At 57.7% G+C, this 13,540-nt stretch carries 15 protein-coding genes; 5 read left to right on the top strand and 10 right to left on the bottom strand.

Annotated features, from left to right (window positions below):
- Positions 1–35: 35 nt before the first annotated feature.
- From ruvB to aspS, 5 genes are all read right to left on the bottom strand, one after another.
- Positions 36–1,079: a Holliday junction branch migration DNA helicase RuvB gene (gene ruvB, locus HG264_RS00700; protein ID WP_169405864.1), complete on the bottom strand. Its 1,044-nt coding sequence runs from the start codon at positions 1,077–1,079 to the stop codon at positions 36–38.
- 44 nt (positions 1,080–1,123) lie between these two features.
- Positions 1,124–1,723 (bottom strand): Holliday junction branch migration protein RuvA, encoded by a 600-nt coding sequence (ruvA, locus tag HG264_RS00695; RefSeq protein ID WP_169405863.1) that lies wholly within the window; start codon positions 1,721–1,723, stop codon positions 1,124–1,126.
- A 17-nt stretch (positions 1,724–1,740) separates the two neighbouring features.
- A complete protein-coding gene (gene ruvC, locus HG264_RS00690; protein WP_169405862.1) occupies positions 1,741–2,268 on the bottom strand; it encodes a crossover junction endodeoxyribonuclease RuvC in 528 nt (175 codons plus the stop codon).
- A 140-nt stretch (positions 2,269–2,408) separates the two neighbouring features.
- The gene (locus HG264_RS00685) at positions 2,409–3,155 is read right to left on the bottom strand and encodes a YebC/PmpR family DNA-binding transcriptional regulator (RefSeq protein ID WP_169405861.1); all 747 of its coding nucleotides are present in this window, start codon (positions 3,153–3,155) and stop codon (positions 2,409–2,411) included.
- 88 nt (positions 3,156–3,243) lie between these two features.
- Positions 3,244–5,022 carry an aspartate--tRNA ligase gene (aspS, locus tag HG264_RS00680; RefSeq protein WP_169405860.1) on the bottom strand — a complete coding sequence of 593 codons (1,779 nt, stop codon included), beginning with the start codon at positions 5,020–5,022 and terminating at the stop codon, positions 3,244–3,246.
- 466 nt (positions 5,023–5,488) lie between these two features.
- Here aspS and HG264_RS00675 point away from each other — a divergent pair, with 466 nt between their 5' ends.
- The gene (locus HG264_RS00675) at positions 5,489–5,959 is read left to right on the top strand and encodes a Dps family protein (protein ID WP_169405859.1); all 471 of its coding nucleotides are present in this window, start codon (positions 5,489–5,491) and stop codon (positions 5,957–5,959) included.
- Between the two features lie 190 nt (positions 5,960–6,149).
- Positions 6,150–6,770, top strand: coding sequence for a cold-shock protein (locus HG264_RS18675; protein WP_306085223.1), 621 nt, complete (start codon positions 6,150–6,152; stop codon positions 6,768–6,770).
- 26 nt (positions 6,771–6,796) lie between these two features.
- On the opposite strand, the gene HG264_RS00665 is transcribed toward HG264_RS18675, so the two are convergent.
- On the bottom strand, positions 6,797–7,012 hold the full coding sequence (locus tag HG264_RS00665; protein WP_169405858.1) for a SlyX family protein: 216 nt from the start codon (positions 7,010–7,012) through the stop codon (positions 6,797–6,799).
- A gap of 1 nt (position 7,013) precedes the next feature.
- Positions 7,014–7,439: an HIT domain-containing protein gene (locus HG264_RS00660; protein WP_169405857.1), complete on the bottom strand. Its 426-nt coding sequence runs from the start codon at positions 7,437–7,439 to the stop codon at positions 7,014–7,016.
- A 263-nt stretch (positions 7,440–7,702) separates the two neighbouring features.
- Between HG264_RS00660 and HG264_RS00655 the strand changes: the two genes are divergently transcribed.
- The 3 genes from HG264_RS00655 to HG264_RS00645 all read left to right on the top strand — a co-directional run bounded on the left by HG264_RS00655 (position 7,703) and on the right by HG264_RS00645 (position 11,457).
- Complete coding sequence (locus HG264_RS00655) at positions 7,703–8,980, top strand: OprD family outer membrane porin (protein ID WP_169405856.1); 1,278 nt, start codon at positions 7,703–7,705, stop codon at positions 8,978–8,980.
- A 156-nt stretch (positions 8,981–9,136) separates the two neighbouring features.
- Positions 9,137–10,870, top strand: coding sequence for a proline--tRNA ligase (locus HG264_RS00650; RefSeq protein ID WP_169405855.1), 1,734 nt, complete (start codon positions 9,137–9,139; stop codon positions 10,868–10,870).
- Positions 10,871–10,878: 8 nt separating this feature from the next.
- Positions 10,879–11,457 (top strand): transglycosylase SLT domain-containing protein, encoded by a 579-nt coding sequence (locus tag HG264_RS00645; protein WP_169405854.1) that lies wholly within the window; start codon positions 10,879–10,881, stop codon positions 11,455–11,457.
- 18 nt (positions 11,458–11,475) lie between these two features.
- Here the strand turns inward: HG264_RS00645 and HG264_RS00640 are convergent, their stop codons facing one another.
- Genes HG264_RS00640 through HG264_RS00630 form a run of 3 tightly spaced genes read right to left on the bottom strand, consistent with a single transcriptional unit; the run spans position 11,476 to position 13,474 of the window.
- Positions 11,476–11,748 carry an acylphosphatase gene (locus tag HG264_RS00640; RefSeq protein WP_169405853.1) on the bottom strand — a complete coding sequence of 91 codons (273 nt, stop codon included), beginning with the start codon at positions 11,746–11,748 and terminating at the stop codon, positions 11,476–11,478.
- Positions 11,745–12,206, bottom strand: a complete 462-nt coding sequence (locus HG264_RS00635; protein ID WP_256663729.1) for a TlpA disulfide reductase family protein — start codon at positions 12,204–12,206, stop codon at positions 11,745–11,747. Before HG264_RS00635 ends, HG264_RS00640 begins: the two co-directional genes overlap by 4 nt.
- Entirely contained in the window at positions 12,203–13,474 is a 1,272-nt protein-coding gene (locus HG264_RS00630) for a YihY family inner membrane protein (RefSeq protein ID WP_169405852.1), read from the bottom strand. Before HG264_RS00630 ends, HG264_RS00635 begins: the two co-directional genes overlap by 4 nt.
- Positions 13,475–13,540: the final 66 nt, after the last annotated feature.

The raw sequence follows: 13,540 nt of genomic DNA, 5'->3' as shown, positions 1-13,540 counted from the left end.
GAAATTCTCGGGGAAGCGAAAATATTTTTTCTGCGTCAGCCGGGATCAAACAGGTCCCGCGACATCTGTTCCATCGTCGCCGGAAGATCGAGGCCAAAATACAGGTAGGCGTGCCGGGTCACAACCCGCCCACGTGGCGTGCGCATGATGAAACCCTGTTGAATCAGGTAAGGCTCGAGGACATCTTCTATGGTGTGCCGCTCTTCGCTGATGGCTGCCGCCAGGCTGTCCACCCCCACCGGGCCGCCATCAAACTTGTCGATCATGGTCAGCAGTAACCGTCGGTCCATATGATCGAAACCTTGTTCATCCACATCCAGCAGATTCAGAGCCTTATCGGCAACGTCCTTGGTAATCTTTCCGTGGTTACGCACCTCCGCGAAATCACGTACTCGACGCAGCAAACGATTGGCGATACGCGGTGTGCCCCGCGAACGGCGCGCGATCTCCCTGGCACCGTCCGGATGCAGATCCAGTCCGAGGATTCCGGCCGAACGGCCCACGATCACCGACAAATCATCAACCCCATAGAACTCCAGGCGCTGGACAATACCAAAACGGTCCCGCAATGGATTGGTCAGCATCCCGGCGCGGGTGGTCGCTCCGACCAGCGTAAAAGGGGGCAGGTCCAGCTTGATCGAGCGTGCCGCAGGGCCCTCACCGATCATGATATCGAGCTGATAGTCCTCCATCGCCGGGTAGAGGATTTCCTCGACCACGGGCGACAGGCGATGAATTTCATCAACAAACAGCACATCACCTGCTTCAAGGTTGGTGAGCATGGCCGCCAGATCGCCGGCCCGCTCGAGCACCGGGCCGGAGGTGCTCTTGATTTTCACGCCCATTTCCTGAGCAATGATATTGGCCAGAGTGGTCTTGCCCAGGCCCGGCGGACCGAAGATCAGCACATGATCCAGCGCCTCGCCGCGACCCTTGGCTGCCTTGATGAACAGCTCCATTTGCTCGCGCACGGTCGGCTGACCGATGTAATCGGCCAACCGGTACGGGCGAATTGCCCGGTCTATCACTTCTTCCTGCTGCCGAGGGGCGGCAGCGATCAAACGGTCTTCTTCCAGCATGCGGTGTCCGTGGCGATTAATGTCTGACAGTAGCGCTGCAGCTGCTACACCATGCCCTTGAGCGCACGGCGAATCAACTCTTCGCTGCTCAGCCCGTCTTCTTCTACTGCTGCCACCGCCTTGCTCGCCTCCTGCGGCTTATAGCCGAGCGTGATCAAAGCACTGACGGCGTCTGCCGTCATCGACGGCGCCGCAGCAACACCGGTTACCAGTGGCTTGAATGACCCGGGCATGGCCTCCCATGCCTTGAATCTGTCCTTGAGCTCGACCAACAAGCGTTCGGCGGTTTTCTTGCCGACGCCCGGCACCCTGGTCAGCGCGCTGGTATCCTGTGACTGCACCGCCCGAACGAGCTCATCGACATCCAGCCCCGACATCAGCGCCAGCGCCAGCTTGGGGCCGACGCCGTTCAGACGGATCAGCTCGCGGAACAACTCGCGATCCCGCTTTGTTGAAAAGGCGTAAAGCAGTTGGGCATCTTCGCGCACTACCATATGCGTGTGCAGCGTGGTTTTTTCGCCCGTCGCCGGTAGTTGATAGAACGTGCTCATGGGCGCGTCCAGCTCGTAGCCCACGCCCTGGACGTCCAGCAGAATATGCGGCGGTTGTTTCTCCAGCAAAATGCCTGTCAGCCTGCCAATCACTCGTCTTCCTCTCTCTATTAACGGCGACGCATTCGCCCCGAGCGCAGCCCGATCAATCCGCCCCCCAGTTGCGCGTGCAACGCAGCCGAATGGGCATGACACAGGGCGATGGCCAGTGCATCGGCCGCATCGGCCTGAGGCGTACCCGACAAACCCAAAAGCTGGGTCACCATGTGCTGCACCTGCGTTTTGTCCGCCGCGCCCGTGCCGACTACAGATTGCTTCACCTGACGCGCAGTGTATTCATGCACATCCAGACCCGCATTGACTGCAGCCACAATCGCCGCGCCACGCGCCTGGCCCAGCTTGAGCGCCGAATCGGGATTGCGTGCGAGGAACACCTGCTCGATGCTCAGAATGGTCGGCTGGTAGGTAGTGATCAACTCGGACAAATGCTCGAATATCTGTTGTAGCCGGCCCGGGAAAGGTCCATCCCCCAGGCGGATGCAACCAGAGGTCACATACTCGCACTGCCCTGCCCGCTCACGAACAATGCCGAAGCCGGTTATCCGCGAGCCGGGGTCGATACCCAGTATCAGGGCCATGTATATCGTTTCCTTGAAGATCGCCAGCGCCACCGTCCGCGGTGTGCTGCGCAGTCATACAGGCAAGATGCCCGATATGAAAATGGGAGGCAACGCCTCCCATGATGCTCTGCGGACAGCGCCGTTGATCGCCGCCTCGGTCAGCTCATCTGTTCCAGCACATCATCCGGAATGTCGGCATTACTGTACACGTTCTGCACGTCGTCCAGATCTTCCAGCATGTCGACCAGACGGATCACTTTCTCCGCGGTATCCAGATCCAGTGTCGTAGTCGTTGACGGGATCATCGCCACGTCCGCCGACTCGCTGATAAATCCAGCGGCGTCCAACGCGTCCTTGACCGCTCCGAACTCTTCGAAGGCGGTGAACACATCCAGCGAACCGTCCATATTGGTCACCACATCCTCGGCACCGGCCTCGAGTGCAGCCTCAAGCAAGGCCTCCTCGTCGGTTCCCGCGGCGTAGCTGATCTGACCGCGGCGGGTAAACAGGTAGGCTACCGACCCGTCAGTACCCAGGTTGCCACCACACTTGTTGAAGGCATGGCGTACCTCGCTGACGGTGCGATTGCGGTTATCAGTCATGACCTCAACAAGAATCGCCACCCCACCCGCGCCATAGCCTTCATAGGTGAGCTCTTCCATGTTGTCGGCATCATTACTGCCGGCACCACGAGCGATCGCACGATCGATAGTGTCGCGGGTCATGTTCGCCGTCAGCGCCTTGTCGACCGCTGACCGCAAGCGTGGGTTATCGGCTGGCACCGGCCCGCCGAGCTTGGCGGCCACGGTCAGCTCACGAATCAGCTTGGTAAATACCTTGCCCCGCTTGGCGTCCTGAGCGGCCTTGCGGTGCTTGATATTGGCCCATTTGGAATGTCCGGCCATGAATAACTCCGTACTCGATCAAGGAGCCTCCAGGTAAGCGCAGCGCGGCTTACGCCCGCTACGTTTTCAGAGACTCCTTAACGCATTATTAACCTTCGACCTTCGGTTGCTCGCGCAGACGAATGTGCAGCTCGCGCAATTGCTTGGTATCAACCATACCCGGCGCCTGGGTCATGACGTCCGCAGCGCTCTGGGTTTTCGGGAAGGCGATGACTTCACGGATCGACGCAGCGCCGGTCATCAGCATGACCAGGCGATCCAGTCCGAACGCCAGACCACCGTGCGGCGGCGCACCGTATTTCAATGCGTCGAGCAGGAAGCCGAATTTCTCCTGCTGCTCTTCGGCGCTGATGCCGAGGATGCCAAACACGGTCTGCTGCATATCCTTGCGGTGGATACGAATCGACCCGCCGCCCAGCTCGGTGCCGTTAAGCACCATGTCATAGGCACGTGACAGGGCGTTGGCCGGATTGGCCGCCAGCTCTTCCGGCGTGCATTTCGGCGCGGTGAACGGATGGTGCAATGCGCTCAGGCTGCCGTCGTCGTTCTCCTCGAACATCGGGAAGTCAACGACCCACAGCGGAGCCCATTCACAGGTGAGCAGATTCAGGTCATGGCCAAGCTTGATACGCAGCGCGCCCAGTGCCTCGGACACGATCTTGGCCTTGTCGGCACCGAAGAACACAATGTCGCCGTCCACTGCGCCAACCCGATCGAGAATGACGTTGAGGTTATCCTCAGGAATGAACTTGACGATCGGCGACTGCAAGCCCTCCAGACCTTTGGCGCGCTCGTTGACCTTTATATAGGCCAGGCCCTTGGCGCCGTAGATGCCGACAAACTTGGTGTAATCGTCAATCTGCTTGCGCGGCATGCTCGCCCCGCCCGGCACGCGCAACGCAGCAACACGACCTTTCGGGTCCGTAGCCGGACCGCTGAAGACCTTGAATTCAACCTGGCTCAATTGATCAGCCACGTCCACCAGTTCCAGCGGGTTACGCAGGTCCGGCTTGTCCGATCCGTAACGGCGCATGGCTTCTTCGAAGCTCATGTGCGGGAAGGCGTCGAGTTCGAGACCGAGCACTTCCTTGAACAGCCCACGAATCATGCCTTCGGTCAGGCCCATGATGTCGGTTTCGTCAAGAAAGCTTGTTTCGATATCGATCTGGGTGAACTCGGGCTGACGGTCAGCGCGCAGATCTTCATCACGGAAGCACTTGGCAATCTGATAGTAGCGGTCAAACCCGGCCACCATCAGCAACTGCTTGAACAGCTGGGGCGACTGCGGGAGCGCAAAGAAGCTGCCGGGGTGGGTGCGGCTGGGCACCAGATAATCACGCGCGCCTTCCGGCGTTGCGCGGGTCAGAATCGGCGTTTCAACGTCGAGGAATCCGTTCTCATCCATATAACGGCGGATGCTGCTGGTAATGCGCGAGCGCAACTTCAGCTTCTCGGCCATCTCAGGACGACGCAGGTCGATGAAGCGGTAACGCAGACGCGTTTCCTCCCCCACGTCAGAATACTCATCCAGCGGGAACGGCGGTGTTTCGGCCTGGTTGAGCACTTCGAGATCATAACCCAGCACTTCAATCGCGCCGGAGGCCATGTTCGGGTTCACCGCGCCAGCGGGACGCGGACGGACCTTGCCGCGCACCTTGACCACGTACTCACTGCGCACCCGGTCAGCGGCTGCAAAGGTCTCTTCGCGATCCGGATCGAAAACAACCTGTGCCAGACCTTCGCGGTCACGTATGTCGAGAAAGATCACCCCGCCATGGTCGCGGCGGCGGTGGACCCAGCCGCAAAGTGTGACTTCCTGGTCCGCCAGCGTTTCGTTCAGCTGGCCGCAATAATGGGTACGCATCATGGTGTGGTGTTCCTGTTGTCGACGAATCGGGCTGAGTTGGGCGGTGCCGCACTGTGGCCGCCAGTCCGCTCGCATAAAAGCGCCATAATATACCCGAATTCGTCCCGCCGCGGGGAGAGCTCTGCTGAATCGCTTGCCGCGCCAGCACAGGCTGTAGGATATTCAGCACTACGGTCTTACAGGATGAAAGGCATCCGTTCCCGCACGCATGCCGGACCCGTTGCCAGCCCGGCAGCCAGCCCGGAAGGCGTGACTGGCAAACAAGGGTTGAGCACTGCATCACACTCCCTATACTGGTTGCAGCCAGGAAGCCTCGATAACAGTATGACGCAGGCCGATCAAGGTGATTGACCGGAAGCGAACCGGACTAACATCCCGCTCGTTTCGACGTGCAAACTCACCGCGGCATGGCTTGCCTAAGCGTTGCTATAGAGGTTCTGTACGTTCGATCAACCAAGGAGTCCCCATGAAAATCGATATCGGTATTTCCGAACAAGACCGCGCCACCATCGCTGACGGTTTATCTCACCTGTTGGCTGACACCTATACGCTTTATCTGAAGACCCACAACTTCCATTGGAACGTCAAAGGTCCGATGTTCCAGACGCTGCATATGATGTTTGAAACCCACTACAACGAACTGGCGCTGGCAGTGGATGATATTGCCGAGCGCATCCGTACCCTGGGTTTTCCGGCGCCGGGTACTTACAAGAAGTTTGTCGAGCTGAGCTCTATAAAGGAAGAGGAAGGCGTACCCGAAGCCAAGGATATGATCCGCCTGCTGGTTGAAGGACACGAAGCCTGCGTGCGCACTGCGCGCGGCATCTTCCCCTCCTGTGATTCAACCAATGATGAACCCACCGCTGACCTGCTGACCCAGCGCATGCAGTTTCACGAAAAGACCGCATGGATGTTGCGCAGCCTGCTGGAAAGCTGAGCACCATAGACTGACGTTTGTTCGCGGCCGCGACGAAACGACAGCAATCCCTTGGTTAAAAGCGGGCCTGGTCCGCTTTTAACCAGGGTCGACCTTCGTCCATTTTGTGACACTGGGTGTTTCAGGTTAGAGTTCGCACCCGGCCATAAATCGCCGTTTGCCGGTTTATTTTATTGTCATGAATCTAAGGATGAACAACTTGAAAAGCATTCGTTATCTTCACCTCTTGATCGGTCTGGTGGCGCTATTCACCGGGCTGTATTTCAGCATTCCGCTCTTTTCCCAGGCCGGCCCGATCGATCTGGTTGCCCTTGCTGCCATGCTGCTGGGTCTGATCAATATGCAGCAGTTCAATAACGCGGCTGTGCCCGCTGCATCAGGACGGCGCATTGCATGGCTCATCGCAGGTGTCCTGCTGATAATTGCGACCCTGATTCCGCTCGCTGTCCTGTTTGGCGCTGTAGCTGCTGAAGCGTTGATGATCTACGCGCTCGCCATGGCAATTGCGGCTGTCTGCATCAGCACTATTCTTGCTCTGGTCAGACAACTTGCCCGCTCTCATTCAGGTCGAGCAGATGAGAACGACACGTACGAAGAAGACGATGACCGCGAAGCCGGCACTGTCAAATGGTTCAACACCAGCAAGGGCTTCGGTTTCATCTCCCGGGATCAGGGCGAAGACGTATTCGTCCATTTCCGCGCAATCCGCGGCGACGGGCACCGTATTCTGGTAGAAGGCCAGCGCGTTGAATTCGTGGTAGCGCGCAGAGAAAAAGGCTTGCAGGCAGAGGACGTCACAATTATCGACTGATTCCCTGCCTGCAATCAGCGGTGTGATCAGTAATGCGGCGGCGGCTCATCATCCGCCGCTTCTCCCGGCAAGGACGCTGCCAGATCTGCCTGGCGGCTGGCTAGTAACTCCACAGCCCGGCGCAAGGTATCCAGTTCCAGTTGTTGTTTACCCACCATATCGTTCAGGGCCTGGATGGTGTCGTCCTGAAAAGCCATCTTGGCTTCCAGATCATCGATACGGTCTTCCAGTTGTTTGCTCATGTCATACCTCCGCAAATACAAAGTCGGCTGACAGAACGGCTTGCAGCCTGCCGATGCGCTCGTGGCACTCTGCTTCCTGGTAGGGCTTCGCCGGATGCTTACCCCAAACCGGCGAAGGCCAAGCCGCATCATCACGATACCGCGCAATATGATGAAGATGTAATTGGCTGACCATATTTCCCAGCGCAGCTATATTCAGCTTATGGGCAGCAAAGGCATCCTTGATTGCTTCGGCTAACAGGCATGACTCCTCCAGAAGTTGGGCCTGGTCCGCCTTATCCAGTTGGAATATCTCCTGGACTTCTTCGCGCCGCGGGACTAATACAAACCAAGGATAGTTGGCGTCATTGATCATGAGCAAACGACTGAGCGGATAATCTCCTATCAAAATGCCATCATGAGCGAGTTGCGGATGAAGTTCGAACATATGCCCCCCAGATGAATTCAACAATGAACCGAATATTCAGTTTGGCCACGGAAAGGAGCACGATATCTCACCGAATTGCATTCATTGCCAGCCGGCTACCGACATCTGTTGCTACGACAAACTTGGACCTGAATAAGTCTAGAAACGGTGTCGGAATGTCGTTCTTTCACACCTATTCCATTTAGTGCTTTAATGTTACCGGATAATAAAAAAGAAAATTGGTTCAGTTGGACCTCGAAGCTTTTTTACTGAAGGAGTACACAATGAGAAACGCTGTCAAATGGAGTTCCCTCGCTCTGGCCGTGGCCATGGGTAACGGGTTGATTGCATCACAGGCGCTGGCACAAGAATCCACTCCCGGTGTAGGCATTGTTGAAGGCGCAACGGCGACCTTGAGCAGCCGTACTATGTATTTTAATCGTGATTTCCGTGATGCCGACGGCAATTCTGACGGCATCCGTGAAGAAGCAGCGACCGGTATGGTTCTCGACTTCCAGTCCGGGTATAGCGAAGGCCTGATCGGCCTGGGCTTCGATGTAACTGCCATGGGCGGCCTCAAGCTGGACAGCGGCGGAGGCCGGACCGGAACAGGTATCCTTCCAGTTGATCCCGACGGTACCGCTCCCAATGAATACGCTGAAATTCGCGGGACAGTAAAAGGGCGCATCGCGGAAGACACCGTACTTCGCTACGGTACCCATTTCGTGGAAAACCCCGTTGTCGCCTATGAAGACGCCCGTCTGCTGCCCAACCACTATTTCGGCTATAGCGTAACCAACGAGTCCATTGACGGATTGTTCGTCGAAGCCGGCCGCATGACGGATCGGGGCGAGATGGCTGGTTCATCGCAGACTGACGGCGCATACGACGTTGAAGGCGAAGATGTCAGCTACCTGGGCGGCTCCTATACATTCAACGACGCATTGGCCGCTACGCTGTACACCTCCAAGGCGGATGAAATGTGGAAGCGCCATTTCCTGGGCCTCGCTCATACCGCCGAACTGACTGACGGGCTGAGTCTGACCTCCGAGCTGTCGCACTATCACACTTCTGATGACAGTCCTGGCGCGACGACCTATGACAATGACGCCACCTCTCTCGCCCTGACTCTGGGCGCTGGCAACCATGGCTTCACCGTGGCCTATCAGCGCATGAACGGTGACAGCGGTTACTCCTACATGGATGGCGCGGTCTTCCTGGCCAACTCGGTTCAGTACTCCGACTTCAACGCCAAGGACGAGCGCTCCTGGCAGGCCCGTTATGACTATGACTTCGCCGGCCTGGGTATCCCCGGTCTGACCTTCATGACCCGCTACATCACCAGCAGTGACATCGACACCGACTACGAAGATATTGAGCGCGACAGCCGCTGGGAACGTGACACCAACATCAGCTACACCGTACAGAACGGTACACTTGAAGGTCTCAACATCCTCTGGCGCAACGCGACAGTACGTCAGGCTGCCGGAGGCGTTAGGGAGTGGGATGGCGATATCGACGAGAACCGCCTGATTGTCTCCTACTCCTGGGATCTGCTGTAACCCAGGCTGTAGTTGATTGAGAAACCCGGCTTCGGCCGGGTTTTTTATTGTTCGCACGTAACCCTGCCAGGCGCCGGGCCAGGCTATACGCAGGCCAGTCACAACCGTACAATACGGCCGATAAATCTGACCTTGATCTCAGGACCCTCCTTCCCTATGCGTACCAGCAACTATCTGATCTCTACCCTCAAGGAAACACCCGCGGACGCTACGGTCATCAGCCATCAATTGATGTTGCGCGCCGGCATGATTCGCAAGATCGCCTCCGGCCTGTACACCTGGCTTCCGATGGGGCTGCGGGTACTGCGTAAGGTCGAGAAAATCGTCCGTGAAGAAATGGACAATGCCGGCGCCCTGGAAGTATTAATGCCGGCCATTCAGCCCGCGGAACTCTGGCAGGAATCCGGCCGCTGGGAGCAATACGGACCCGAACTGCTACGCCTGAAGGATCGCCACGACCGCGAATTTTGCGTGGGTCCGACACATGAAGAAATCATCACCGAGCTGGCGCGCAACGAGATCAGCAGTTACAAGCAATTGCCGCTCAACCTGTATCAGGTGCAAACCAAGTTCCGTGACGAGATTCGCCCACGTTTTGGGTTGATGCGCGCCCGGGAATTCACCATGAAGGACGCCTACTCCTTCCACATGGACCAGGGGTCACTGCAGCAAACCTACGATGTCATGTATCAGGCCTACTGCAATATTTTCAGCCGCCTTGGCCTGGATTTCCGCCCGGTAGTGGCCGATAACGGCTCTATCGGTGGTGAAGGCTCGCATGAATTCCACGTGTTGGCCGAGTCCGGTGAAGACGCTATCGTATTTTCCGATTCCGGCTCCTACGCCGCGAACATGGAAAAGGCCACAGCCCTGCTGCCGTCGGGCGACCGCCCAGCACCAAGTCAGGAACGTCAGGTGGTAGACACACCTGATCAGCTCACTATCGAGGCGGTCAGCCAGTTCCTCAAGGTGCCGGCACAGCAGTCGGTGAAGACGCTTATCGTGCTTGGCGCTGCCGAGAAGGATAAGCCGCAGCCGCTGATTGCGTTGATCCTGCGCGGCGACCATGAGCTTAATGAAATCAAAGCCGAGAACCATCCGGCTATCCATGCGCCGCTGACTTTTGCCAGCGAGCAGCAGATCCAGCAAGTGATTGGCTGCAAGCCCGGCTCCATTGGTCCAGTTGGACTGAACATCAAGGTAATTGCCGACCATAGCGCAGCCTGGCTGGCCGATTTCGTGTGCGGTGCGAACGAAGACGGCAAACACTTTACTGGCGTGAACTGGGATCGCGACGCTCAGTTCAGCGAAGTAGCCGATCTGCGCAACGTGGTCGAGGGCGACACCAGCCCGGACGGCAATGGCACACTGGTCATCAAGCGCGGCATCGAGGTTGGTCACATCTTCCAGCTTGGCCGTAAGTACAGCGAAGCGATGAACTGCCAGGTGCTCAATGAACAAGGCAAAACCACCACTTTGACCATGGGTTGCTATGGCATTGGTGTGTCCCGCGTTGTTGCGTCGGCCATCGAACAGAACTACGACGACCGGGGCATTCTCTGGCCGGACGCCCTTGCGCCCTTCCAGGTGGCGTTGATTCCGATGAAGATGGAAAGCTCGGAAGCAGTGCGCGAGAAAACCGAAGAGCTCTACGCAGCGCTGCAGCAGGCCGGTATCGATGTGCTGATGGACGACCGCGACAAGAAAACCAGCCCTGGCGTCAAGTTTGCCGATATGGACCTTATTGGCATACCGCACCGCGTGGTGATCAGCGACCGTGGCCTCGCTGAAGGCCAGCTGGAGTACAAATACCGTCGGGACAAGCACGCACAGAACCTGCCGGTTGCAGAAATGCTCGATTTTCTGCTTGGACAGATTACCAAGGCCTGATCACACCCATGATCCGGCTGGCCACATGGATAGTGACCGCCCTGCTCCTCGGGCCTTGCTCCGGCGCGTTTGCCAACGCGCCGGCCACGGTCGACCCGGCGCTCAAAGCGGCTCTCATTGAAGCAATTGCCGAAGCCGACAGTTTCGATGATCGCTTCGATGCCGAAGTCTGGCTATTGGACATGTCGACACGCATGCGCCACTACCTGCCGGACGAACGGGAGCGGTTGCACTTCCTGCGTCAGGTTCACAGCCAGGCGACCCGCGCCGGGCTCAAGCCCGATCTGGTCCTGGCGGTCATTCACGTAGAAAGCCTGTTCGACCGTTACGCGCTGTCGCGAGTCGGCGCGCAGGGTGTCATGCAGGTCATGCCGTTCTGGAAGAAGGAGTTGGGGCGTCCGGAAGACAATCTGATCGATCTGGCGACCAACCTGCGCTATGGCTGCACCATCCTCAAATACTATCTGAACCTTGAGAAAGGCAATCTTCGGCGGGCCCTCGGCCGGTATAACGGCAGTCTTGGCAGCCATAGATACCCGGACAAGGTACAGGATTACTGGTACCGCTACTGGTACGTGAAAGACTGAAGCCCTCGCGAATCGACTCTATCTCTGCTCGAACCTGTCGAACTCCTGCAGCTCACGCGCAATCAGCTCAAGCGAATCCACTCCGGCACGCTCAGGGCCGGTTCGCAACCAGTCGGTCATATCATCGATTGCCTGTTGAGGGCCGGTAATCAGGCACTCGACTGAGCCATCCGGTAGATTTCGCACCCAGCCAACGATACCCAGCTTGCTTGCCTGCTGTACCGTCGCGTGCCGAAACCCTACGCCCTGCACCCGGCCCCGGACGCAGGCATGCATGGTAAAACGACTCATGGCGTCACCGCTGCGTCGTCAAGCGCTGCCAGCAAGGCTGCTTCATCCTGCGGCCCCTGCAACGTACGGATCACGTTTCCCTGTTCATCCAGTAGATAAGTGGTCGGCAATACTTGTGGATGCACCAACTGCATGGTCTCGGCGAAATCCTTTCCCAGCACCGGAAAGTCTATGCCCATTTCGTCGCTGAGCTGCGTCAGGGCGGCTCCGTCTATGCCGTCAAAATTGATCCCCAGCACTGCAACATCCGGCCGCGCTTCGGCCAGTGCATTCAGCTCGGGCAGTTCGTCACGGCAAGGCCCACACCACTCCGCCCAATAATTCACCAGCATCGGCCGCCCGGACAGCTCGTCCTCAGTGATACGGTTACCGTGCTGATCCTGCCAGCTATTGCCGCCGCAGGCACTCAACATAAAAAACATGCCGAGTAGCCAGAATCTGCTAAGGGGGGTGGTCATTGGGTCTCCTTGTCAGAACCAGAGTAAGCAGTCTGCCCGGCATGGCCGGCGCCACATAGCCAACTTTTGAGGCTGCCGCCCATGATGTGTCTGCGCTGATTCTCCAGTTCAGAGACAGCGGCAACAAAGGGTGGATACCAGGCCGGATCGCCTGCCAGCTGGCGCGGCAATCTACCCGGACCGGGAATCGCTTCCGGCACATTGGCCAGGAAATCAGCCAAGTCTATCTCCTCAAGATCACGGCTGAGAACGAACCCGCCCTGTTGGACCCGGGTAATGATGTGCTCGGATTCCAGCCAGTCTGTCATTTCCAGCCATACGTCCTCGCGAAACTCCCATCCAGCAGCTCTCGCCCTGTCCAGATGCACGGACTGGCCACGGCTGTGCGCATCGAGGAATATCCGCAACAAGCCCAGCAGATAGACCAGACGCGGGTATACGGGACGCTTCCACGCCTGACTGTTGGCGAGGCTGGCCACCAGCTCCGCGCCGAACAGGATGATCATCCAGCTGATGAAAATCCACAGCAGGAACAGCGGGAACGCCGAGAACGCGCCATAGATCAGTTCATATCCCGGAAACAACCGCAGATACAGACCAAATATAGCCTTGGCACTCTCGAATAACAGCGCCACCAGCACCCCGCCGGCCAAGGCATGCTTCAAGGGCACCCGTGTGTTCGGTACAGCCATATAGGTCAGGGTAAAGGCTGCCATGCTCAACAACAACGGCACCCACCTCAGCATCCAGCGTCCAGCTTCGGCGAACACCGCACCTTCGCGCAACAGGGACATGGACGCGATATAAGTGCTCACGGCGAAACCTGCGCCGAGCAGCAGCGGCCCCAAACTGAGCACAGCCCAGTACAGCAGAAAGCTGGAAATACCCCGCCGACGCTGGCGCACGTGCCAGATATCGTTGAATGAACTCTCGATCTTCAACATCATGATAAAGGCAGTAATCATCAGCGTGGCAATACCCACGCCAGTCAGCTGGCGTGCCTGTTCCGAGAACCTGAACAGGTACTGGCGCAACGCCTCCCCGGTCGACGGGACGAAATTCTGGAAGATGAAGTCTTCAATCTGTGCGCCGACGTCACCGAATTGCGGGATAACCGCCAGCATCGAATAGGTGACCGTCATGATCGGCACCACAGCGAACAGGGTTGTATAGGTCAGAGCTGCTGCAGTCTCCATGCAGTTATCGGCGAAGAATCGTTTGACCAGATAACGTAAGAAATGCACCGATTGTTCCAATCGAGGCTGCATCACGGCTCCCTGACAGCTGGGTTTATAACGCTTAGAATAGCCATCATACCTGCCGCGAGCCACCCA

The sequence above is a fragment of the Pseudomonas sp. gcc21 genome, from assembly GCF_012844345.1.
Taxonomy (GTDB): domain Bacteria; phylum Pseudomonadota; class Gammaproteobacteria; order Pseudomonadales; family Pseudomonadaceae; genus Halopseudomonas.
The sequence above is the reverse complement of the archived record's forward strand: the minus strand, read 5'-3'. Positions and strand labels throughout refer to the sequence as shown.